Origin of the sequence: Pseudomonas sp. BLCC-B112 (assembly GCF_028550695.1) — a bacterium.
GTDB classification, from domain to species: Bacteria; Pseudomonadota; Gammaproteobacteria; order Pseudomonadales; family Pseudomonadaceae; genus Aquipseudomonas; species Aquipseudomonas danubii.
The window spans coordinates 36,899-58,475 of sequence record NZ_JAQQGK010000009.1 but is presented as its reverse complement, the minus strand read 5'-3'; the positions used below and the strand labels follow the sequence as shown (position 1 = coordinate 58,475).

The window sequence follows — 21,577 nt, the reverse complement described above, 5'->3', positions numbered from 1 at the left end:
TGAGCAAGCATGAATGACTGCGATGGGAGTCGAAACGGGGTGACATGTATGGAAGGAGTGTAACGTCGGGGCTTGGCTATCCAAAGTATCGTTGGGTGGACACACCTTGCTCTGCTCGATCGTCGATAGCTTCAAGCGGTATTAGGCGCGTTCTTGACTGAAGGGGTGTGCACCGTAGAAATTTTCCAGCCTCATATCGCCTCATCAGGCATTCACAACAGGGCCTGATTGATTCTGACCGAGGCTGTTCTTCATATACCAAGATCCCCTGCAAAAAAGGCATCTCTTAGAGCGCGCGTGTCCTCATGCTCAAAGACGAGCTTACGCATCAAATAGTGCGTGAGGTATGACCGAAGGCGGGATCGGAGCTCGACATACGGTTCTGTGTCCCCCACATCGCTGGCAGGCCAGCGAAGCTTCAAGGCGCGTCTCAAACTTATCAGTGTCTCGCCGCCGAGTGTGGCCTCGTAGAGCCGGGTCAAATCGTCGAAGCCAGAGGTGCGCTTGTAGCCAACCAAGGCCTCACTCAGAATTAAGCTTAGCGAATCCGCGTAGACCTGCGACGCCCTTTCCCACACCAGCTTTTCAACATCACTGTCCAAGCACAAACCTCGCCGCCACCGAACAACTACACCGTGCCCATGATCAGAACACGGCACGACATTTCACAATGTCTGAAATTGAGACCTAAGCATGCACATCGAATTCGACCTAAACCAGAACGACCTGGAAGCTCTCTTACGCCACTGTCAGACCCACAGACCAACTAACGGCGATGCTCGTGAGGATCAACGCTTGCAGGATGCGCTGGAGGCCTTGGAGCAGGCTTTGGTAGCAGCCAATGCTACTCGGTGATCCTAGGATCATCATTACGAGGATCAATGTGTTGATAATCCAGACCCAAGGACACCCCTAGTTACGAGGGAAAATACAGCCCTCCAACTCCAGGGTTGCTGAACGTTGTCTGACATGGGTGCATTTTGAGGCGAAGCTACTCCGCTCAAAAAAATTGGGTTCTGTGTGTTTTTTTGAAGCCAAAAGCAAAAGCAGCGGCCTTACGGCCAAAAAGACGATCTCCCCTACCGGCCCTCGCCTCGCCTATCGGCAAGGCAATTGAAGCCTTAAAAAGCTCTAAGATCAAAAGCGAAAAGGTCGACCGTCACACCGTGTCATATCCAAGCACCATCAGTGGCGTCGGCATCGTAGAAACTCTTTTTGCTCTCAAATATAAAACTCCGTCTCGCTTTAAAAATTTCAAGGGGGTGGGGTGACAAAAAGTCCGTAAAATGAATGGGCATGTCGCAAATGAGTACACTTGTCTGACACTGCCCGCAGAATGCGGTATTTGGGCGCTTTCTGCGAAGGCCAGCAGCCCCCCCATTGAGGCTTCAACATTTATCGCTCAACCGGAGCGATTGTAGTCGATGATCAGGTTAGCGAACTGCATGAGGTTGCTGATCTGCCCCAGGCCTGACCGATCCAAGTGATACCCCTTTATTCCCACACCTCTGGGGCCATCTCTATCGCACTTTCTGGAATCACCAATCATCACCACACTCCCTTTTTCAGCGTCGCTGTGACCGATCTTCACGCCCATGTTCCGGCACACGGCCAAGTAGATTCCAGGGTCAGGTTTCATGACCCCAAGCTCGTAACTGAAAGCGTGGCACTGCACATGCGGGAAGGCCTTTCTGATGACAGGGCCGAAGGGCTGGGCAAGGTTCGAACAGATGCCAATGACCATCCCCGCTTCCTGCAACAGGGCAATCGCCTCCAAAGTATCAGGGTATGGCTCGATAGAGGCCAACTCCTTCCCCAACGCATCGTTCAACTCGGCTCGCCTGGAGGGAGAAAGCTCAATCCTCAGTTGATCAGCTACCTGGTCAAAAGAGAGGTTTCCCGTCATCACTAAATGAGTGCTTTCGGGCGTGAACACCAAACCCTGGCGACGGCCTTCTCTTAGCAAAGCACTGTAAGGGTTGGTTCGTTGACCAATGCGAACAACGGTACCGAATGCGTCGAATACGACTGCTGAAGTCATGGTGCCCTTCTCCCCTGTCCGACCTGATTCAAACGCCAAGACTGTCCGGAGCAAACAGTCGTAAGGCGGTACTGAGCCCGACGTAGCCCTCGGCAAAATTGGACTGTAAATCGGTTTTTTGACCTGTAAACTGAGGCGGTTTACAGGTCAAAAAATAGGTTTACATCTTTCTGAGATGCCTGTTTTCAGGGTCGCTTCAGCAAACAAGCAGCGGCGATCATGAGCCTAAAACATGCACCCCATAACTGGAGAACAGAACGTTTTCCCCTATACGCTCGTCAAGATGCTGTACACGTCGTTGAGCGGTGACGACATCACGCCTGCCGGTTCGTCTGACTACATACCCCTGCGTCTCAGTGTCCACACAACCACACAGCCAAAACCGGCTTTGTTAGCGAGAGCCTGGTAACGCGGTAGGCGCTAGGACACAAGAACGAACTCTTGGCTTGATTGCTACGCTGCGGCAAATGCACCGCAGAGACCATAAGCTTGATCCTGTCAGTCCTGAGCAATGGGTACGGTGTGCGTGCCTCAACCACGTACTGGTGCGCCTGCCGACACAGCAGGCGAATGAAATTGCAGAGCTGCTACCGCACAGGTCTCTGTCGGCCTAGTTGCACCAGACGGTTTGCCCGCACGCTTACTATTTGGTAAACCAAAGAAAAGCCACCGTTTTTTCGACGCTGTACTTCAAAATAGGAGCACCAATGCACAAGGTTTTGCTTGCCGTCAGAGTCATCCAGAAGAACGAGTTGGTTGGTTATTATAGCCATGAGCTTACCCTTCCGTTCATCCCGTTCCCTGGTCTCCATTTGGAGCAAGGAACCAGCTGCACGCTGTGGGAAACGATGACCGGCTCGGAGCTCGCACCTGCTATTGAGCGGGTTATTTACGATCTGGACGAGGAACAATTTGTCTGTCTGTTCAATGTAGGTATCCCGCTGAAGGCCTCCTTTTGGACTGACGATGTAGTTCTGAAGCCCGGATCTGTCAGCGCTATCGGCGAGTACTTCCGACACCTGCCCATCCAGAGATAATCCAAAACCCAGCTTGGCAACGAGATAAAATAAGGAATGATCTATGAGCGACGAAATTACCAGTGACGAGCTTGGCCTGCTACTTGACAACATCCGCCTGGAAATCCGTGCTGACCACCAGGCAGGTAGCGAAGTAACCTCTATGAAACTCAAACCTAACGAGGTGAGTGTCGTAGATCTTATTGAAGAAAATCTAGCTGTGGAAGGTCGCACATTCCGCTTCGATGCTGACTCCTCGAAGCTGACCATCGATTCGAGCAACTGCCCGCCTCCGGAGCATTGATCCCTACGACTGCCCGTATACACCCGGCCCCCATTCTATAGGTATTAGAATGGGAGCTCATGTATCTCGCCCTAACAACATGATCGGATTCCGCAGCGCCTGAGCCCATCCTCACCCTCAAATGCCTCGGCCACACGAAGCTGGACGACAATTTAATCAGCCACTACCTCGACCACTAACTGGGCTTGGAAAGCTAACCCACCAAGTCTCACACACCTATCACACTGATAGCTTTATGCCACAATGCCGACAGCCCCGCGAGAGTTGATAGGTGGTATTGCCATCCAGCTTGTGATGACCTCCCGAAGGCTATGAAGCGCCATGGGTCAAGTGAGCGAGGTACGACTTGGCTATCCAGTGATGATGGCCAGATGGATAAACAGTAAAGCCTCCCGCTCAGCAAGCTGGGAGTCAGCACATTCGTCGACGCCAGTGAGCGACCACCAAGGATTTCGGAAGAACATGAGTTCGTATGAGCTGATCAAGGATCTGGAGAGAAAGCTGGGGCTCTACAACGACACGCACCCTTGGCGTGTTGCTACTCCAAACCCCCTTCACGAGCGGATCGCTCAGTACGTTCTCTCTGCGCAAATCTACCCAAGCCCCCTGAATCGAGAAAACGTAACAGCTCTGCTGGAGGGGCGAGATTCTTGGCCAACAGTGGAAGGTGCAGAATTCTGTCTGGCCTATCCAGTTGACGTCTCGGAGCTTGAGCAGGCCCGTGTTATCGCATTCCCGGATGACTACCTGGCAGTGCAAGCGAGGGAGCCCTCAACTCCCGGCATGCCGACCAAGCTCCGACATCAGCTGGATGCACATTCCCTCCTGTACGCTCTGAGGCACCTCAAGGATGACTGGGAACCGCCTCAGCTAAGACTTGGGCAAGAAGACGTTGTCCCGATCGACCTAGCCTTCCTGTCCGATACCTTGGAATCTCGCGGCGGAGGCTATCGGCTTAAGGTGAAGCGTGAGGACGTAAAAGGCGTAGGCACCTATCTCTGGAAACGACTGATAGACGACTCTAATGATCCAGACGCAGCTTTTGCCGAGTACATCACCAGGATGCGATTGGCCACTGGCACTATTGCTATATTCCAAATCGATTTCGACCTGGGCATCAACGTCAAACAATTCCTTGAATGCGCCTTAAACTATATCACTGCAGATAGTACTATCTATGATAGCTGGGAAGATTGCGCAGCCAATATCGCTATCAGCCATAGCGGTGTCAGAGGCATCATCAGGAAACCATCTCCTCAAATAATACGGAAAAGGCCGGGACAACCTGATGAGGTAAGCCAAGACACGGAGTCCTATTGTGAAGCACTTGACTTCTCTCAGCTTCACAGCATGATTTACAATTTGTCGAGCACCCGTCCTTCCACGCTTATGGAAGGCGCGAAATGGTGGAATGACGCAACGCATTATCGATTTCAAGGGATTGGAGGGATCAGTGAACACTTAGTTCACCTGATACTCCAGCACGAGCGCAACGGCTATTCCCCTAGAGACAACTTCCCACTCACTCGAAAGCTAATCGACCTAGCCCACTGCTCTCCAAAGTTGACCGGAGCCCTATTCAGCGAAATATATCACCCTCCCTATCTTTGCTTCTTGCTCTCCAACCCGGAGACGAATCTATTTGGTTTGATTAGCGTCTATAAAAATATCTCTCGAAATATACGCCCCATATCAGATCATGCTTCGTATGAGAGTGTCTGGACTGATCTGGTATGGGCACAAGCTCTTGAAGTATTCCACAACAGTTACGAGCAATATTTTCGTACACCCGACCTACCTGAGGTCGTAGATCGACTTTGCGAAATGGTCGCCTGGTTTGCCACCCACGAAATCTGCTACAACTCCCGTGACAAGCTAATTGCAGACACCCGACTGCCGAGTCTCCAAAATGCGATAAACACCGTCAGGTATCTGAGTGATTCGGGCCAAGTTAGATATCTTGTAGAAGACCATTGCCAAATACTCATAAGTCGGACGGAACAACACCTCAAGAAAGTTCGTGTTGGCGATCAATATATGCCTCTCGGCGGGTGGCTGATTTTATTCTGGCATCTTGACTGGATTTTGTCTTCACCGAAGTTAAACCCTGCTCCAAGCAGCCATGCGCCAAATGCATGCAGAGTCTTGATCGAAAGCTATTTGGGGCTCCTGCATGACCGTCTGAATGGCGACACGAACGCGGTTGATGACCCACTCGCCTTTGATGAACTCGAATGGTTGAAGGTCTATACAAACGCACTACCCAAGCAGCGCGAAATCTGGATCAGTGCCCTTGATGATCAACCCGTGATGGTGCCATCAGAAACCATCAAAGAAAAACGAGACACCGTATTTGCTGCTCGCATGCACATCCGCTTGCTATTGAAACTTTTCACGCAAATTGATGAAGCAGTAGAGCACGCAACTGAAAAGCGCATTTTTGCACGCAAAATCATGGGGATTATCGAGCGCTTTGGCTTCCTCCCAGAGTACCAATCTGGGATTTTTGATTACTTGCATGATGACTCAGACTACAGCCCCGTCAGATTATGGCCAGCGGTCTGCAACGCAGCTAACGAATTCACTCCGAAAGAATATCAAGAGCTGATTGACATTCTGCAGCGGAGAGAGGCGCCTTTAAGAGCACTATTTATCATGCTCGAACGTACCGTTGCCTATGAGAACAAGAAACTCGTGCTGGGGCTGGTAGCCGAGCGCAACCTAGAGGAAGCAGCAACAAACTGGACTCCAGAAGCCTTCGATATTATTCTGAAAGCCGCCAACAATGGTCAGATGAAGATCGCCAGGGAATACCTAGACTATGTTAGGAAATACTCTCACAAAACCTTCAAAAACAAAACTGTCGAAATATCGTCAAAACTTGACTTGAAAGAGATATTTGACAACAAAAAAACTACAGATCAAGAAAAAATAAACAAACTAAGTCTCTACGAACCACAATCAGACGAGCAGCAAGTAATCAATGAAGTCCAAAGCTTCAAACGATACCTTATCGCGTCTCTTACTATATTTGTGGATCACGCAAAAGCACTTGATTTGTTCAGCAGTGTACTTGACGTTGAACCGACGCTGCAAAATGCGACAGGCCTAATCAAAGCTGCGCTATCCTGGCCCACCGACACCGCTCGACCCAAACCGCTGGAGTTTTACTTAGATCGCTGGCTGGACACCTATGACGAAACGTTCAAGACGGATCTCCAAGCCAAGCTCACCGAAGTTGATCTAAATTATATTCTGCAGCTCTGCCTGGCCACAGAGCATTTCGACGACTTCAAGCGTTTCTGGGGAATAGCATCGAGTCAACAGCAAAAAGCCTATGAGCTGGCCCCGCTGAGAGCAGAGTTCCTCAAGCGCACGATAGGCCCCACGGAGGCCCTGTCTTACCTCCATCAAGTACGAATTACTCATCGATCGTTACCAAAGGACGCGGAAGACACAATCGTCGACCTTGAGAAGAGCCTGAAAAGCACTGGCACCATTGAACTCCCTAGGCCGCTGCCAGCTTTGAGCATTGAGATCGACTCCTCTATTGACAAGCTCCGTCTTGCATGGCTCACCATTAAACAAATGAGTGCGCACGATCAAAGTCAAATTTTTATGAATGCCAAGACCGGCATTGATGAATACCTATTCGAGATCATGGAGCATATTGGCCTGGAGTTACTTAAACGAAACGGAAATCTCCAGCGCAAAAAATCAGCACCCGCATCTACGAGCACGATCATGCTGGATGAGGAAGACATGATTAATGACTGGCTTGTATCACTCGTATGCCAACGAATGAGCTTCCTGAACTGGACGATGCTTGATCAGTCGCGCACTGGACGCTCAGGTAGCGGCAAGGGTGTTGGCGAGATTGACGGCTGGGTACGGGATAGCAGGGGCAAACCGATTTTCCTACTCGAAAGCTTTAGACTTGGAAATTCCATTGACACTACAAAAATCGATGAGCACTTGAACAAGATAGGCAGATACAACTCGATGGGAATGAGCCCTATATTCGTAGTAGTCTATGCTGCCACACACGCTTTCCCACACCTATGCGAATCCTACGTCAAACACATCGAGAAAAGTAACTATAGCGACTTTGACGACGACTACAAAAGCGGCTTAGATCTTATAACCACTCAGGGAAATAGCTTTAACGCTAGATATTACAAAGAAACACGTAGAATCAATAGATCCGACGTAACTATTTATCATCACTTATTAAATCTCAAACCTCCTACTGATAGAACCGAGGGATGATTTGAAAGACTCAGAAGCAGGGCCACATCACAACCGTGTTTTGCGAGAAATTTAGCTCGGAGACCATGTCACGGCGCAGAAGCCGGAGAACGAGCTTGCCGCACTGGACGCCAAAAACTCACAAAACGACACCTGTTACTTTCTGCTAGCCTCCAGTGTCCTCATGGCAGTTACCAGCGCAGCAACTACTAGACTTTGGCTCGGCCACAACTGGATAATGGTTCAACACCCTGTTAGGAGCGAAAAAATGTCCCGCCTAGCAGAATTCCGTGCTTTGGAGCAGCAATTGGCTGCCCAGTTGGCCGAGCTTGAATCTCTCAAAAATGATGATGGCCTGAAGCGCGAAATTGAATTCGAAAAGAAGCTTCGTGACCTACTGGCTGAGTACGGCTACAGCCTGCGCAACATCATCGCGATCCTCGACCCGCATTCTGCAACTCGCCGTAGTACCCCAGGTGCCGTTGCCGAGAAAGGCATTCGCAAACCACGTCAGCTAAAGGTCTACAAAAACCCGCATTCCGGTGAAGTCGTTGAGACCAAGGGCGGCAACCACAAAACACTAAAAGACTGGAAAGCCCAGTACGGCGCACATGAAGTCGAGAGCTGGCTGGCTCAGTAAGACCTTGGAGTGCGAACGAAGGGCTCCTCGCGGGGCCCTTTTTTATGCAACGTTGACAGCAGGAAGCTGGAAGTCGAAATGACACACAAAGTTTTGGATTGGCGCAACCGACGCGCCTGGTTACAACACGTCCGGTCATACGCAAAGCCTTTGCTGACGCCGAGCCTGGTAGAACTATTGGAGCAGCGCAAGCCTCAATGCTGGTCGGACGTCATGGACTGGCTCCCGAATCACGATGACCTAGTACCAGAGTTCTGCGATCGGATGTCCTCGTTCTATACCCATTTCAAAGCCTTTCACGGCTGCCGCCCTGAGTCGCTTTCGAGCTACTACGAGCATGGGCTTAGGGGGCAGAACGCCGACTCGATCATCAAGAAATTTCGACAGCTTTTTGCGGATCTACCACCGACCAGTCTCGACCAGGCCATCGAGAAGATGAAGCACCGTGAGTCAAGTGAACGGGGCAAGATTTGGCTGTCTGTGGATGACCGCGAGATGGTTAGGGAATTCGGTCACTACATCATTAACGGCAGCGAGTACCTCTTGGCACTAGCAGCGAAGCTGGGCGGGGGACGTTACGACGAGGATTACAGGCTCCGGCTGCGGACAATTGGCATTCCGACCGTACTGGAAGTGGACATCCCGATCGAGCTCATTACACCTGCACAGAAGCTAGATGTAGCGAAAATTATCCTGTCGGAATGGGGGCAGCTTCGGACAAAACGCCCTTTGGGCATATCGTCGTCGCCGAGCTACGTGGTTCGCTCAGACATTCCTGCAGAGTGCATCAAAGCGCACTACCATCCGGCAAAAATTCGGGACTTCCATCACGACATCCCTACCTACATCAACAAGGCTGTGCGATGTGATCACTGCCCGCCAGCCCCCGAGCATGCCTAGACCGGATCCCGAACCCAAAGCGATATTTGCGATGGAAGCGCCAGGTTCGGAGTACTCTGAATAACCTGGGCCTTAAAAAACTTGCTGTAGGTGCGGCACTGAGGGTGCATTAGAAATCCGCTTGATGGGCCAGAAATGGTGTCCACTTAAATTAGGTGGACACCATGGCCTTCAGCAGTACTGTGAGGAAGATGTTTTTACCGGGCGGTTACGCTTCTGGCCCTTAAGGAGACTCCCTAAGCATTCGGCGAGATCAGGCAGCCGCAGTGAGTCCGGCAATAAGCTCCTCTGGAGTAACGATCTTTACGTTGTATTTTTGGTTGTAAAGCGTTCGATTTGAGGGGTGCAAGATCGAGCTAGTACCCGCCCCTACACCTGCGTCGTTTGTGCAGAAGTACTCGAAACCGTAACCGTAAGTAGCAGCCAGTGCATCACCATCCATCCATTCGGCAACTCCTTTTGCGAGTTTCTTTTCAGCAATCGGATCGTCTTGGAGCGCGGGTACTAAGCCGTTCTGTGGATCATCAAGCATCGCCATCAGTGCCTCCTTCCCGCAACCAAGGGATTCGATGTACTTCACGCACTCGAAGCTCCTGTCAAGACGGTCTTGAAGCTCCAGGATCTCTGATGCCTTGTGTTGGTTTGCCAATGGATGCCTTGGGGCTCCAATACGAGGGAGGTGAACGAAGCGAAAGCCAAGCGCGGCTGCCTTCTCAACTGTCGCATCAAGATACTCCGGGATATCTGAAGGAGGAGTACCCCGAGATTGGCTTTCTACCTCCTCGTCGACGGTCATCGTAATAGATGGCCGGTAACCCTGAAGGTAGGCTTTCCGCGCCCTCTTTGGAATTGCCTCCAAGTTCACGATCCCCTCGAAGAAAAAAGGCGTGATCGCTTGGGTGGTGATCTGAGTGTAGAGGGCCTGGACAGCCGGGGACGCGACTGCTCGCTTGGCTTCGTCCGCGATCTGTTCCCAGACATTGGAGTCAAAGACAACGGGTTTGCTCATGACGCTTCATTCCTTGGGGCGGGAGGGCGAGAGCTTTCTATGCGGGCATCACATCAACTATCAACATTGCGTCAGCTGTGTTTTTTGAAGCAGCAGGCAGATGCCTCGCCGGTTGTGCATCGCCCTCCTGGGCACATATCCGCGAACACGGCGCAGCCTCAGCGCTCGCCGCCCATACAGAAAATCTGACCAAGGTTGTCTTCAACAATTCGGGTAGCGAAGCGGTGCACCTGGCATGCCGCATTACCCGCGCCTACACCGGCAAAGGCAAGAACGCCAAGGTGGCGGTTGGCTTCGATGGCTGGCTCGACGACGTCGCGTTCGGCGACGTTTCGGCGCACGAAGCAGCCTTCAAAGACGGTGAGCGTCCAACCACCCCACGTAGACCATTGCGAAGAGCTTTAAATGGCCCGGCGCATCATACCGCAAGATTAAACCCGCTTCAGAAATGGCCATAGTGGCCGAAAAATCGCTATCCACTGTAACTCCGTACAATCGGGGGCCTGGGAAATGATATTAAACCGGAGAGAAAACATGGACTTTATTGAAAACCCAGATCACTACACAAAAGATTTTATAGCTCACCAACGACATCTTCGAGAACTTGGAGAGCTCCAAAGAAAAATCTCCGAGACACTTTATGGAGTCAATCTCGATGACAAAGGCGATTTCAAGCTAAGTACGAAAGTTTGCTGCTACAAAGTGGCAAACGTGGTAACAGACTTAAATAACGGCATTCTACAAAGCTTGAAAATTAAAAGCTATAGCGCTGCCGAAGCTTTATCAAGGACATCCTTAGAAAACTCAATAAACTTAATGCTGTTTAGTGATGACAAAACATCGGCGCGGCCCAAGAGCTTTTTGCTGGGATAGCTCAACAAGACATTAGATAACGCACAAAAATGGCATAAATACGGAGTGAACAATGATCACCCAGACTCAGCTAAACGAGGGCTAGAACTGGAGAAATCATTCTTAGTTATAAAATCCATGTTCGGCGACCTAGAACAAGGCACCAAGGGCTGGCCCGACGCTTACAGCCGTTTTGAACAAGCCGGCCACGCCCTTTTTTATCATGTGCTATTTTCAAGTGCCTCCGACTCTACGCACGGCTTTGGCAGCGACGTATTCAATCAGTTTCTAGGCGAACTCGTACCTTGCCAAGATGAAGAAAAACTAGCCTACTTCAAAAGAACAAAAGCTGAAAAAATCTCTTTCGCTTATTACTTGGCCACTAACGCAGTACTTTTTTATTGCGCAGCCGCATCGCGTATAGCTGCACGCGCAGAGGATCTCGCTGCCTTTGATAAATTTGTGATTATCGCAAGTGCATTGGAAAGCATGCTTTCAGAGCACGAGCATCTTGCTATCACTTGCCTAGACAGTCTTGCGCAAGCTAGAAAGCGTCTAGAAGAGATCAAGAGCAGCGAGGGCGCATAAGCCATGTTGGGCTAGCCCGTTGTCAGCGCGAAGGAACGGCACCTAACTGATCGGTGTAAGTGGTCTGCAGACTGCGAACCATATCAATAAGGAGGTACGATGAGATCCGCTCACCAGCCCCCGAGCCTGCCTAGACCGGGGCCCCAATCCGCTTACAGATCATGGCCCCAATACCCTGACAGCACATTAAGGGCCTACTTACCTGAGTAGGCCTGATCGTGAAGGAACACGATAGCTGAGGCCGTCAGGTTCATCGCATACCTAGAGATATGCTCAGGCACAACCTTCGCGTTTTCTCCTGCGCCATGGGCTGAGCTCAGCTTGTTGCGAAGCGTGCCCACAAGCATCAGCGGTGTCTCCCAAAAGCCCTCCATCTGTGTCTGAGCCATGATGGTTCTCAAAAGCTTTGCAGTGCTATCGCCCTCGCTGTAGCCGAAGCGCTTCTGGCCGCAGATCACTTTCATGACGCTCTCATATCTACGACGCTCACTCCACGATCAGCGTCTCTACACCGGTGCCAGGGTGGCGAGACCACTTAATGTCACAAGCGACATCATTCCCAACCTGGCGAAATAGCGAAGTCACCTCATCGATACTGATGAAGTACAGGCATTTATCCTTGTCGAGATCTGAGCTAAAAAATGCACCGTGGAGTCCGCCACCCTCCGACATACAGGGCGCGAATAGCGCTTTAGTCTGCGGAGTTACACCGCTGCGCTCCTGCTGGAGTTGGTTAACCCAGCGACGCAGCGCAGACTCGACCACCCCGAGCGAGCGGCAGGCCTCGATATGGCTATAGCCTTGATCAAGCACGAGAGCTGCGGCCTCGCGTTTGAACTCAGCGGAAAAGGAACGACGTTGCTTGGTCATCAGACACCTCTATATCTGGCGAGCATTCTCGCCTAAATGGGTGTCCGGTTTCATTAGACCACTACATCCGTACCTTGACGGAACTGGTGGAGGATGCCAATTTAAAATCAAAGCGAGAAGTCAAGGAGTGACGTGTGAAGATCACTATCAACGTGTTCTTGCTCAAGGAGGGGCGAACCATACAGGACGCGCTTTCTGAAGACTTCAACCTGCAACCTATCGCTTTTTCGTTGAATGACGTCGACTGCCTGTTCTTTCATCAGAAAAACCCCTCCCATCCGAAATGGACTCAACTTTTCAACGATATCCAAGAAATAACCTGCCTCGACCTCACCGGTAGATCGCTCAAGGCACTGCTCGTGATGGCAGTTAGAAACAGGGTGTTCTGCTTCACATTTGGTCACGCTCGGCATTTGATTGCCCCCCTAGCAATAGAGCGCTATTTCGGCCTTCGCACAGCATTGAGTTTGACCGCCCCCCTGCTGATTAAGTCAGTAGAAAAATCCAACATCGATCACACACCACTTCGCTCAAAGGCTCAGTCGTCAAGGCATTTGTCGATATCGGAGTTTGACTTCAAATTCGACTCGGAAATCCTGAAGTCTCTGACCGGGATAGTCGAAAACGATCAGGACGAGAGTGAGTACGTCAGCGGCTCTGACTCGTTAGCGCTGCATTCCGATGTGAAACTCGCAGACTTCCCAGAGATTGCGCTACGGCTGTTGGCGGCCTACGAGGACAATCGCTGCAAGGAAAAATATCCTTGGATGGACTACATCGTGCCGGTGCGCGACTCCGCGCTTGTAGGACAATTGGATGGGCTTCTCGTACAGGCGATTAATGCCGAGCAGTTCGATCGTGTCCGTGCGGCTCCGCCCGAGCTGCTTGGCAATGACATCAGCGGCTTTGGCTACCTGAAACACAGCGCTCGATCACGTAATGGCCCCGCTATCGCATTTGACCTAGACCTTCGGCAGGCCCTGTTAGCGAAGCATGTACTGGGTGGCGTTACCCACCAGTCACTTGTTAGCGAGCGCATCTATCTCTACGGCGCCGACGAACAGCGAATCCAAGCCTGGCCGTTGTACACCTGCCTAGAAGCAGAAATCGAACATGATGGGAAAATCTACCTGCTGAGCGAAGGTGATTGGTATCAAATCGACCGAGATTACACCGAGCAGGTGAACCGTTTTTTTGAAGCAGCCGCTCGATGCAATCTGCCGTTCCCTCGCTACGGTACAGATCTCGAAGGCCCGTACCTGAGGCGTATTGCTGACAATGTAACTTTCTATTTGCTCGACCAAAAGCTGGTGAGGCTAAATAATGCGTCCAGCCCATTCGAGTTTTGTGACTTATTAACCCCAGATCACCACATCATTCACGTCAAAAAGTACTCCTCATCGAGCGTACTTAGTCATCTTTTCTCACAGGCATATATATCTGCTGAAGCGTTGATAAATGCACCCGATGTGACGGTACAGGTGAACGCTTACCTAGCGGATCTGGGCGACTTCCAGTTCGTCTTCAATCCGGCAACGCAGCCCCGTAACAAGATCGTGTTTGCCATCATGCAACCCCACCATGTACTACACATGCCGTTCTTCTCCAAGGTCAACTTCAGACAATTCGCACAACGGCTAGGAGCAATGGGCTACCAAGTCGAGATATGCAGAATTGAGAGTTGAGCTTTCACGACGACCAACTCGCCCCGGAAAGTGTGATGAGCCCGTGTGGTGAGGCAACGTTTCGGCAAGGCCACTATTGAATCGGCAACGAGGTGACCATGAGATTGAAGCTTGAAACCAGAGTCTCAATCGACTGACGAACACCCTCAAAGATCAAACCGAAAGACGCGAGCAGAGGAAGGGAGGTCAATGATGCTGAGGTAGAAGATGCCAAGAAGTGTAATCCTCACAAACTACGCCTTACTTCATACGCGCAAGCCCATACGGATGGTGGGGGCTGAGCTCCAGCCAGACTTGCCTACCTCACTGTCCACAAGCAATAAGGTGGCACTAATGCAGGAGCGCATAGAACCCCCACGATAGATTTTGCTAAAACATTAATGCGCCTGAAATTCCTCCATAAAAACCACAACACCAAGTTGACTATTCTTTAATAGGCCGCGTACCTAAAAGCGGAAATTAATTGAGTCTTACTTAGTGCAAAACAGCTCCACCCAAGCACTACCGACAATATATCAGCTCCCATTGACAAAGAAGATTATTAACTTGAAATGATACCATGACGCGACAGTTCCTCAACCAACGTTTTTCGACTTAGCATTGAAGGAACTTTAAAAATATTGCGGTAGCCGTACCAAATGCCCATAGGGATGAGCAGCAACCCCAGGCCAAACGTGGCAGTTGCGACGATGATTGCCATTGGGATCGAAGCGAGCGATAGCACAATCCCTTTAAGCACGGCAGATCGCGCGATCGTCCGAAGATCATCAAGATCGTACTCTACCCTGCCACCCTGCACCTCACATGCAATGATAACAATCGATTTCTTTGCGAGATGCTTGACGAACCAGGTACGCGGCACATTAGTCTTCAGAGCGCCTTTCCTATCGAGATACTTCGGCACAACAACGTCACTATAGTAAACAGTTTTGCCTTCTTGATCGACTAAGCGGACGCGCTTATAGAGTTGATCAAGATCACCTCCTTCGCTAGATTTATAGTTCTTTACAGTAACGATAATTTTCTTTAGTTCGGACATGCCTTTTCCTTAAGCATATGCTGAATTGGTATATATCTAAAAAGCCTCTAAACTTGATTTTTCCAGAGATTTTCTGGGCTTTGGCTCTTCCTCTTTCACTGATGCTCGCCCTCTAACCAGGCCATCAATGTCAGTAACGTCAAAACACCCGCACCAAGATAGAAAGCGGCATGGATTTCCTACGACCATTGCCCATCAGCACATACAGCTTGTTCTCCGTTTGAAAAAACATGCTGTCACTGAAATCCATCAGCGGTGTCGTCCTAAACCAATGAGAATTCGAGCTCGTTGAGCTGTCGAATGACACACCGAAGACAAGAAGCATTACCGGCAATTTCCCCTGCTCGCCTAGCTCCTTGAGGACAAGTTCAGGTGCATCGAAGTCGACCCATACCCATTCATTGGCCATGCAAAAACTGCTGTCAGGGAACCACTGCTTATAAGCTCAATGGCCGCCTGTAGCTCCATTTTTGCTCCCGCCATAACGGTGCTTGGCCCGATCATTTGTGACACGTAAAAATCTTGCACGAACGCTAGATCTCCATGCGATTGCGGAATGCAGTAACCGACTCAGAGGCTTTGATTACCGGCAAACCGGATGTCCTCATCATGGGTGTGCTCTCCGACCTCGGTAGCGTGGGCAGGGGCGCCGGTTAGCCCGCACCCTCCGCGAGACTTCGGTGACCACACCGTTAATCCTGAAAACAATCACACGCCCTGCTCACTCGCGATCACAAAGTGGTCTACCCCGCTGACACTGCGCATCAGCTTGAACCGCCCTATCGCCTTCACCAACACCAGCGCAGGAGTGGCAACAGTCGCCCAATTCTCGCTTACGCCCGACAAGTCGCAGAACACGGTTGCAGCGTATCGCTGCCCTACACGGGCAGCACCGAGCAAGTAGGCGTCAACAGTTACGCCCCATTCCATGCCCCGCGCTTCAACGATCTCTAAAGGCAGATCCTGTCCAGTGAATACGTGATCTCCGGAATGCTGGAAGTCTCGCTTGCGTGCAGAAGTAGCCATTCAAATCTCAATCTCAAAAAATGGATCAAAGCCCGTGAATTCGTTGGGGTAGCCACGCGGGTTAGAGATCATGCGGCAGCCCCCCAAATCAACGTCTATCGCATGATGGGTGTGACCAAAAATCCAGAAGTCTGCCTGTTCGATGAGGTGTGGCCAGGCATTCGAATAGGCCGCGTTTAGGTGACCCTCATGCTTAGCCTCAACCAAGAGCGGTGAAGGCGCGTGGTGGGTCACGACAATCGTTTTACCTTCAAACTTTTGGGCGAGCTGTTCCGTAAGCCATGCTCTAGCCGCATGATTACGGGTAACAAGATCATCGGGCCTCAAGCGCCTGTAGTTTTCAGTTCGGATGTATTTGAAGTCGCTCATCCACTCCCGGGCCATACTGCTGGCCGCGACTTGGTCGCCAGTGGTCGTGAAGTCCGTCCATGCGGTCGTACCAAGGACTCTGATGCCGTTGAGGGTCAGTTTCTCGTTTTCCAAAACATGAACGTGACTTAAGGCGGCGTCCTTCATCTTCTGAAGGGTGCGATCGATATGACCGTCGTAAAATTCGTGGTTGCCATTGATGTAGGCGACGGGGCAGCTAAATGTATCGTTTGCCCATTTGATACCACGGGCTTTTTTGTCGATGTCACCAGCCAAAATCACGAGGTCGGTGCCTAAACAGTCTGGAGCGTCCCAGGCTTCGAACTCGTTGTGCAGGTCAGAGTAAATTCGAACTCTCAAACACTGGCCTCCTTTGGCGGGCAAACATTTGACCAAGCGATAGATTGCGATGCGATTTAGCGATTAATTGAACGTCAGCAGCCAGTTCAAGCCTTTCGAGGACTGAGGATGGGGCTAGGAACACTTACTCATCCTTCCCCCATACTTACCAGCAGCCTTAACTAATGCGCACTGCTCACAGCAGATCGACCAGTTTTATACACCATATGAAGTGTAACTGTACACGACAACGTGGCTACATCCTCGCTTTTTAGAGGACATAGTCTTGTTGAAGCCAGCGCTGGCGGCAGTCGTTCGAGCAGTTCGAGGGAATCTGGGCTTCACTCAGGAAAACCTGGCCCATGCAGCATCTCGCACATACTTGAGCAAAATCGAGAATGCCGAGAGCAGCCCCACTCTTGATAAATTCGTAGAGCTCGCCGAGGCCCTCGGTATGAGCCCTTTGGCGTTCATGGCACTGATTCTCTCGACGCGCGACAAGACTCCCTCCTCCGCTTTGCTCGCAAAAGCCGCAGAGGAACTGGAGGCGCTACAAGAACGCGTCAGCGACGATGATATCGCCGCGCATCTTGCTGGATTTGATCTAGTGAAACGGCCTGCTGCGCGACCAGTAAACCTGGTCAAGCTGAAAAAAGTGCTGGAGTGTAAGGAGATTGGCTTGAGCAAAGCAGAGACCGCGAGGCGACTCGGGATAAGTCGATCAACCGTGGGTTTTCTTTGGGAGCGGTCGGTGCCAGCTGAAAGCTGAGTCAGAGAGAAGCTTGCAGTATCAAGCGATCCGCCAGACGCGACCTCAGCAAGCCGTTAGAGAGCACACTTAAAGCCCCTGAGTGTCTGATCCAATTGAAGGGTTAACGAGGGTGCGGGCATGCGTCACCTCACCAACCAGTACCAGATTCTGGTGGTTCTCGCGAATGGCCACAATCGAAAGCTGCCAGACGCGCACTCGCGGCGTAGGATAACGCGCACTCACTTCTGTAGAGATTGGAGCTAGCGCCTAAATGAGTGATTCAATGAAAACGACTGTCGTCTGCCAGGATTCAGCTGACGGTAGCGGTGACGTCATCATCGATCTCCCACCGGAAATCCTTGCGGCAATGGGCGTTGGTCTTGGTGATTTGTTGAGCATCGAGTTGGTCAATGAATCGATAGTGCTAAAGCCAATCCATGACATCGACTCGAAAGCCTGAGGCTGCTTTCGGCCAATAGCATCCATTCTCGAAGAGCGGCTTTCGGCAATCAGCCAACTGAAGATTTCTTACAAAAGCGGATAGTCTCACTGGGACTGGGCTGGCGCGCTGAAAGCGCGTCCCGGCGAACGTGTTTGAATGCCTTGCTATGTATTCCTTCGGCGGGTTAGCGGGAAGACAAATGGCTTTTCTTGAGTTAAGTTTATTTCGTCTAGCTTGTATTTAAACCTAATGTCACTACAACTGAATCGTCGAATTAGGTCTTTCACTTTAATATCACTTAGCTTTTGGTTCCAAGGGTGAATTATAGAGCCGCCCCTAACTTTATCGAAACCATACTTTTCCCCTAGAGCTACGGTGATAGTATTTTCAACCTCTGTAATCCAGAGGCAATCACCCATTGATCTAAAGGCCGCATGTAAATGAGTTGCTTTTCTCTTTCCTGTAAGGCCGCGCTCTATATATTTGGCAGCGCCATTTTTCTTTAATGTAGAGTAAGGGCTTTTCCTACCGTGGCTTCGCAGCCTTGATCTCAAGCCCTTAGCAGTGCCCACGTACCATGAGTTCAGTTCAAGTTTTAGAATATAGACATACCAATTTCTAACTTTTTCACTCATTTTTTCGGATTCAAATTGTGCATAATGATTAAGCTAATTCGCCTGAAACACTACTTGATTCACACTGAACTTGTCTATTGCAAGCGGGTTACGCCGCATGGCAGGAATAGGTCTGCTGAGGTCGAAGCGTCTCATGCAGGTGTCTACCGGAGCGAGGGGTAGCCAAAATCGTTCGCTCTTGGTCGATTGCTACCCTTCGCGACAGGCCGTTATGGATCGATAGCAGCCTTTAGCTGTGGGAAACAGTCCGCTGACGGTCAGCACTGATAGCGGTCGCGAATCACCCGATCATAATAAGCCCCCACGGATCCGGCATTCATCAACCCCTGATGCACCTCAGGAGGCACACCGCAAAAGTCATAGGTGCGACCTTGCTTGAAGGCGATCTTCATTCTGCGAGTGGCTGTGTCGTAGCCTACAGCGGTAATTGCTGAAGACCGAACAGGTACCATTAGCATGAGTTCCACTCCCCCTTATATGGCAATCCGCAATGATGCTTCACACCCAAGCATCATAGCGCAGCTCTTAGCCCCTTCTGGAATAGGCGATGCTAGGCAATCCCGTGTACCCTGCTCGATAGTCGGAGAGCGTAACGTAGCTGATTCAGGAAACGGTGAAGTATGGAAAAGATTGGGGTAGACGAGATCGATCTCGATGAACACCAGCCATCAATCGAGCACCTCCAAGGAGCAGCTCGACATGATTTGCCGCTGTGTCCAAATCGATTGATCGCTGCAGTTGAAGCTGTCCGCGGCACTGGCTTTGCCCTAGAGTTGCTGCGCGAGCATCTGCATCTTCGTGCGTCAGCTGGGCTCGTCTACTCTGCCTACGCGGAATGCTATTTTCTGCAGCTGGACGACATCGATCGCTTTCAGAACAAAAGAGTTGGAATGCTCGATGCAGTGTCGACGATGCCTTTTCGCTCTAGCGAAATTTTTAGGCAAGAGATTTCGACTTGGACAACATCGGATATCTCTCGGGTTGTAGAGGCGGAGGAAGTGAAGGCGCTGATTGAGCTTGGGCTTGTTTCCCCAGCAGCTTGAGTGTCCAAAAATGAGCTTGCAAGGTGTCTAGGGAATTCGGGGCGATTCAGACTGCTAGAGCCCTAGGCTGTAGTGGTTAAGTAGTGCTCTAGGTTGACCAGGTGGCAATCACTTCTGACTGAATGCTGACACACCTCTGGCTCAACACTGCCTCAAAACTTTGGCGAGAAATTGGGTCTACTGCCAGGCAGGTAGGCACCGGTCTCTATCTTATTAGCGATCGACGCTTCGACCCAGGAAAGGTATGGGAAGCCTTCTTATTCAAAAGCCCTCCTCGCAGCCTCGCGAATAATCACTCGGAATTCATCCTGCTTGAGCGAAGGTTCTCGCGCCTGCCTGACGCTAACCTACCATAGAACTCGGAAGGGGCAGTTACATGACTGTGCTAATACTGTTGTGCATTACCCTGCTCCGCTTGCACGATGAAGTATGAGTTGATTTTCAAGGCCCCACTGCCGTTGGCCCTCATAGAAAAATAAAAAGGATGAGATGACCATGAATTTTTATCAAAGCACGCCGTTCTCGGGTTATCGCGAGAACCTGATACTTACCGCACTTGTGGATATCGATCACTTGAAGCGTCTCAGCCTGGCATCGAGGAGTCTGTCCAGAGCCCTCTCCCCCTTTGAGGAGCCAGAGGGCTTTTTAAGCCTCGTCAACCAACTCGCTTACAGCGCCATCGCCCGCGTGGGGCCCGAGTTCATTGCAAAATCCATCCAGGAAGAACTAGAAGATATGCCGATTAGCACTGAGGAACTGGACGCACTCCTCAAGAGACCAATCGGCTCAGTTTTACAGATGCTCTACAGCCAGTAAGCGTAACCGTTCAGAACGCTGATACGTATTAAAGAAGAGTCCTGAGTTGAAATCCAAGGTTTTCTTATACAAAACCTTGGAGGCGTCAGCACCTGTACCGATCTCCACCACCAAGAGGTCAACTAGATCACTTCCACGATCTTCGTTGCCAAGTCGATGATTATTGAAATAGATCTCAATCCTACTTGGCTTGGATCCCAACTTACGCTTCACATAGCCATAATCATTAGTTTCAAATCCGATTGATTTTTCATCGATACCAGCAGCAATCTCGTTACTGACCTTGCAACCCAGAATACTCTGCCCCTCAGTCATGTAAGCAAAGCCAAAAGGCAAGTTATACAGCGTAATCGACCTGTATCTATGACCTTCATTGGACTTAAAATCCGAAAGAAAACCAGCTACCAGATTGTCAGAAAACCCAATACCTGTTGAGTTTTCGAGAACTTTCACCACCAAATGAAGATGATGGAAAAGTGCATTCAAGATCTCATCGTTACGAGCTTTGCTCGCTCGAATAGTTTTGCTATCAAATCGCTCGGGGTTGTGTAGAGGGCAATCTTCATACGCGGCTTGGTCATGTTCTGCCAATCCAGGTACAGAGCTACCTTTGTGCTTTGCGTACAAAACTTGGGAGTCAGTGGTGGGGACGTTCCTGTTGACCAGGGTTACAGGGTTTTGGCAGGCAGGGCACAGCGCATATGAGTGTACTTTCTCACCGTCATTGAAGATGTAAGGCGCAGACCTACGCGTCTTATCGTTGTAGCTCTTCTGAGTGAGGGTGATCGCTGAGTGGGGGTTGGCTTTGGTGCTGAATACGTTCAACGTTCTTCCTTAACGTGTCCTGAGCTAGTTCAGCGGTCGGCGACTGGCTTGGCCGGGTGGCTTGGTTAGCTGGTTGGCTTGGTCGATCGGCTGGCCAGTTGCAGGTTGGCTTCTAGCTACCGAGTTAGAGCAGTCAAGC

Annotated in this window: 22 protein-coding genes and 3 pseudogenes; 14 read left to right on the top strand and 11 right to left on the bottom strand. The window is 50.7% G+C overall.

Annotated features, from left to right (window positions below; all coding sequences use genetic code 11):
* Positions 1-251 precede the first annotated feature (251 nt).
* The gene (locus PQT43_RS22835) at positions 252-602 is read right to left on the bottom strand and encodes a hypothetical protein (RefSeq protein ID WP_272754655.1); all 351 of its coding nucleotides are present in this window, start codon (positions 600-602) and stop codon (positions 252-254) included.
* Positions 603-1,402: 800 nt separating this feature from the next.
* Complete coding sequence (locus PQT43_RS22830; protein WP_272754654.1) at positions 1,403-2,041, bottom strand: HAD family hydrolase; 639 nt, start codon at positions 2,039-2,041, stop codon at positions 1,403-1,405.
* Positions 2,042-2,494: 453 nt separating this feature from the next.
* Here PQT43_RS22830 and PQT43_RS31515 point away from each other — a divergent pair.
* From PQT43_RS31515 to PQT43_RS22805, 6 genes and pseudogenes are all read left to right on the top strand, one after another.
* Positions 2,495-2,655: pseudogene (locus tag PQT43_RS31515) on the top strand (IS66 family transposase); the annotation flags it as partial.
* A gap of 93 nt (positions 2,656-2,748) precedes the next feature.
* Complete coding sequence (locus PQT43_RS22825; protein WP_272754653.1) at positions 2,749-3,078, top strand: hypothetical protein; 330 nt, start codon at positions 2,749-2,751, stop codon at positions 3,076-3,078.
* A 43-nt stretch (positions 3,079-3,121) separates the two neighbouring features.
* A complete protein-coding gene (locus PQT43_RS22820; RefSeq protein WP_272754651.1) occupies positions 3,122-3,361 on the top strand; it encodes a hypothetical protein in 240 nt (79 codons plus the stop codon).
* Between the two features lie 462 nt (positions 3,362-3,823).
* Positions 3,824-7,630 (top strand): hypothetical protein, encoded by a 3,807-nt coding sequence (locus tag PQT43_RS22815; RefSeq protein WP_272754649.1) that lies wholly within the window; start codon positions 3,824-3,826, stop codon positions 7,628-7,630.
* A gap of 247 nt (positions 7,631-7,877) precedes the next feature.
* Positions 7,878-8,249 (top strand): histone-like nucleoid-structuring protein, MvaT/MvaU family, encoded by a 372-nt coding sequence (locus PQT43_RS22810; RefSeq protein ID WP_272754648.1) that lies wholly within the window; start codon positions 7,878-7,880, stop codon positions 8,247-8,249.
* Between the two features lie 78 nt (positions 8,250-8,327).
* A complete protein-coding gene (locus PQT43_RS22805; protein ID WP_272754647.1) occupies positions 8,328-9,149 on the top strand; it encodes a hypothetical protein in 822 nt (273 codons plus the stop codon).
* A 253-nt stretch (positions 9,150-9,402) separates the two neighbouring features.
* On the opposite strand, the gene PQT43_RS22800 is transcribed toward PQT43_RS22805, so the two are convergent.
* Positions 9,403-10,158 carry a hypothetical protein gene (locus PQT43_RS22800; protein WP_272754645.1) on the bottom strand — a complete coding sequence of 252 codons (756 nt, stop codon included), beginning with the start codon at positions 10,156-10,158 and terminating at the stop codon, positions 9,403-9,405.
* A 77-nt stretch (positions 10,159-10,235) separates the two neighbouring features.
* Between PQT43_RS22800 and PQT43_RS22795 the strand changes: the two genes are divergently transcribed.
* From PQT43_RS22795 to PQT43_RS22785, 3 genes are all read left to right on the top strand, one after another.
* On the top strand, positions 10,236-10,616 hold the full coding sequence (locus tag PQT43_RS22795; protein ID WP_272754643.1) for a hypothetical protein: 381 nt from the start codon (positions 10,236-10,238) through the stop codon (positions 10,614-10,616).
* A 76-nt stretch (positions 10,617-10,692) separates the two neighbouring features.
* Positions 10,693-11,031 (top strand): hypothetical protein, encoded by a 339-nt coding sequence (locus PQT43_RS22790; protein WP_272754640.1) that lies wholly within the window; start codon positions 10,693-10,695, stop codon positions 11,029-11,031.
* A gap of 45 nt (positions 11,032-11,076) precedes the next feature.
* Positions 11,077-11,598, top strand: a complete 522-nt coding sequence (locus PQT43_RS22785; protein WP_272754639.1) for a hypothetical protein — start codon at positions 11,077-11,079, stop codon at positions 11,596-11,598.
* Positions 11,599-11,792: 194 nt separating this feature from the next.
* Here the strand turns inward: PQT43_RS22785 and PQT43_RS22780 are convergent.
* Positions 11,793-12,065 (bottom strand): annotated as a pseudogene (locus PQT43_RS22780) (abortive infection family protein); the annotation flags it as partial.
* A gap of 217 nt (positions 12,066-12,282) precedes the next feature.
* A pseudogene (locus PQT43_RS22775) lies at positions 12,283-12,468 on the bottom strand (transposase); the annotation flags it as partial.
* 134 nt (positions 12,469-12,602) lie between these two features.
* Here PQT43_RS22775 and PQT43_RS22770 point away from each other — a divergent pair.
* Complete coding sequence (locus PQT43_RS22770; protein ID WP_272754636.1) at positions 12,603-14,153, top strand: TIGR04141 family sporadically distributed protein; 1,551 nt, start codon at positions 12,603-12,605, stop codon at positions 14,151-14,153.
* A gap of 541 nt (positions 14,154-14,694) precedes the next feature.
* Here PQT43_RS22770 and PQT43_RS22765 read toward each other — a convergent pair.
* The 4 genes from PQT43_RS22765 to PQT43_RS22750 all read right to left on the bottom strand — a co-directional run bounded on the left by PQT43_RS22765 (position 14,695) and on the right by PQT43_RS22750 (position 16,947).
* Positions 14,695-15,192 carry a hypothetical protein gene (locus tag PQT43_RS22765; RefSeq protein WP_272754633.1) on the bottom strand — a complete coding sequence of 166 codons (498 nt, stop codon included), beginning with the start codon at positions 15,190-15,192 and terminating at the stop codon, positions 14,695-14,697.
* 139 nt (positions 15,193-15,331) lie between these two features.
* Positions 15,332-15,601 (bottom strand): DUF6957 family protein, encoded by a 270-nt coding sequence (locus PQT43_RS22760; protein WP_272754632.1) that lies wholly within the window; start codon positions 15,599-15,601, stop codon positions 15,332-15,334.
* A 299-nt stretch (positions 15,602-15,900) separates the two neighbouring features.
* Entirely contained in the window at positions 15,901-16,218 is a 318-nt protein-coding gene (locus PQT43_RS22755; RefSeq protein WP_272754630.1) for a hypothetical protein, read from the bottom strand.
* The gene (locus tag PQT43_RS22750) at positions 16,219-16,947 is read right to left on the bottom strand and encodes a metallophosphoesterase (protein ID WP_272754628.1); all 729 of its coding nucleotides are present in this window, start codon (positions 16,945-16,947) and stop codon (positions 16,219-16,221) included. It abuts the gene before it with no gap.
* Positions 16,948-17,212: 265 nt separating this feature from the next.
* Here PQT43_RS22750 and PQT43_RS22745 point away from each other — a divergent pair, with 265 nt between their 5' ends.
* Both PQT43_RS22745 and PQT43_RS22740 read left to right on the top strand, forming a co-directional pair.
* Positions 17,213-17,695, top strand: a complete 483-nt coding sequence (locus PQT43_RS22745) for a helix-turn-helix domain-containing protein (protein ID WP_272754625.1) — start codon at positions 17,213-17,215, stop codon at positions 17,693-17,695.
* A gap of 265 nt (positions 17,696-17,960) precedes the next feature.
* Positions 17,961-18,137 carry an AbrB/MazE/SpoVT family DNA-binding domain-containing protein gene (locus PQT43_RS22740; protein ID WP_404673497.1) on the top strand — a complete coding sequence of 59 codons (177 nt, stop codon included), beginning with the start codon at positions 17,961-17,963 and terminating at the stop codon, positions 18,135-18,137.
* An 874-nt stretch (positions 18,138-19,011) separates the two neighbouring features.
* Here the strand turns inward: PQT43_RS22740 and PQT43_RS22735 are convergent.
* On the bottom strand, positions 19,012-19,206 hold the full coding sequence (locus PQT43_RS22735; protein WP_272754782.1) for a KTSC domain-containing protein: 195 nt from the start codon (positions 19,204-19,206) through the stop codon (positions 19,012-19,014).
* Positions 19,207-19,374: 168 nt separating this feature from the next.
* On the opposite strand from PQT43_RS22735, the gene PQT43_RS22730 reads away from it, so the two are divergent.
* The gene (locus tag PQT43_RS22730) at positions 19,375-19,797 is read left to right on the top strand and encodes a hypothetical protein (RefSeq protein ID WP_272754622.1); all 423 of its coding nucleotides are present in this window, start codon (positions 19,375-19,377) and stop codon (positions 19,795-19,797) included.
* A 495-nt stretch (positions 19,798-20,292) separates the two neighbouring features.
* Entirely contained in the window at positions 20,293-20,613 is a 321-nt protein-coding gene (locus PQT43_RS22725) for a hypothetical protein (RefSeq protein WP_272754621.1), read from the top strand.
* Here the strand turns inward: PQT43_RS22725 and PQT43_RS22720 are convergent.
* Positions 20,590-21,438 (bottom strand): hypothetical protein, encoded by an 849-nt coding sequence (locus tag PQT43_RS22720; RefSeq protein WP_272754620.1) that lies wholly within the window; start codon positions 21,436-21,438, stop codon positions 20,590-20,592. The genes PQT43_RS22725 and PQT43_RS22720 overlap by 24 nt on opposite strands.
* Positions 21,439-21,577 lie beyond the last annotated feature (139 nt).

Excerpts from the sequence above, each read along its gene's own strand:
- PQT43_RS22725 (WP_272754621.1), top strand. The coding sequence starts at position 20,293 with ATGAATTTTTATCAAAGCACGCCGTTCTCGGGTTATCGCGAGAACCTG.
- PQT43_RS22735 (WP_272754782.1), bottom strand. The coding sequence starts at position 19,206 with ATGGTACCTGTTCGGTCTTCAGCAATTACCGCTGTAGGCTACGACACA.
- PQT43_RS22760 (WP_272754632.1), bottom strand. The coding sequence starts at position 15,601 with ATGGCCAATGAATGGGTATGGGTCGACTTCGATGCACCTGAACTTGTC.
- PQT43_RS22805 (WP_272754647.1), top strand. The coding sequence starts at position 8,328 with ATGACACACAAAGTTTTGGATTGGCGCAACCGACGCGCCTGGTTACAA.
- PQT43_RS22820 (WP_272754651.1), top strand. The coding sequence starts at position 3,122 with ATGAGCGACGAAATTACCAGTGACGAGCTTGGCCTGCTACTTGACAAC.
- PQT43_RS22765 (WP_272754633.1), bottom strand. The coding sequence starts at position 15,192 with ATGTCCGAACTAAAGAAAATTATCGTTACTGTAAAGAACTATAAATCT.
- PQT43_RS22740 (WP_404673497.1), top strand. The coding sequence starts at position 17,961 with ATGAAAACGACTGTCGTCTGCCAGGATTCAGCTGACGGTAGCGGTGAC.
- PQT43_RS22830 (WP_272754654.1), bottom strand. The coding sequence starts at position 2,041 with ATGACTTCAGCAGTCGTATTCGACGCATTCGGTACCGTTGTTCGCATT.
- PQT43_RS22810 (WP_272754648.1), top strand. The coding sequence starts at position 7,878 with ATGTCCCGCCTAGCAGAATTCCGTGCTTTGGAGCAGCAATTGGCTGCC.
- PQT43_RS22755 (WP_272754630.1), bottom strand. The coding sequence starts at position 16,218 with ATGGCTACTTCTGCACGCAAGCGAGACTTCCAGCATTCCGGAGATCAC.
- PQT43_RS22825 (WP_272754653.1), top strand. The coding sequence starts at position 2,749 with ATGCACAAGGTTTTGCTTGCCGTCAGAGTCATCCAGAAGAACGAGTTG.
- PQT43_RS22800 (WP_272754645.1), bottom strand. The coding sequence starts at position 10,158 with ATGAGCAAACCCGTTGTCTTTGACTCCAATGTCTGGGAACAGATCGCG.
- PQT43_RS22815 (WP_272754649.1), top strand. The coding sequence starts at position 3,824 with ATGAGTTCGTATGAGCTGATCAAGGATCTGGAGAGAAAGCTGGGGCTC.
- PQT43_RS22730 (WP_272754622.1), top strand. The coding sequence starts at position 19,375 with ATGGAAAAGATTGGGGTAGACGAGATCGATCTCGATGAACACCAGCCA.
- PQT43_RS22790 (WP_272754640.1), top strand. The coding sequence starts at position 10,693 with ATGGACTTTATTGAAAACCCAGATCACTACACAAAAGATTTTATAGCT.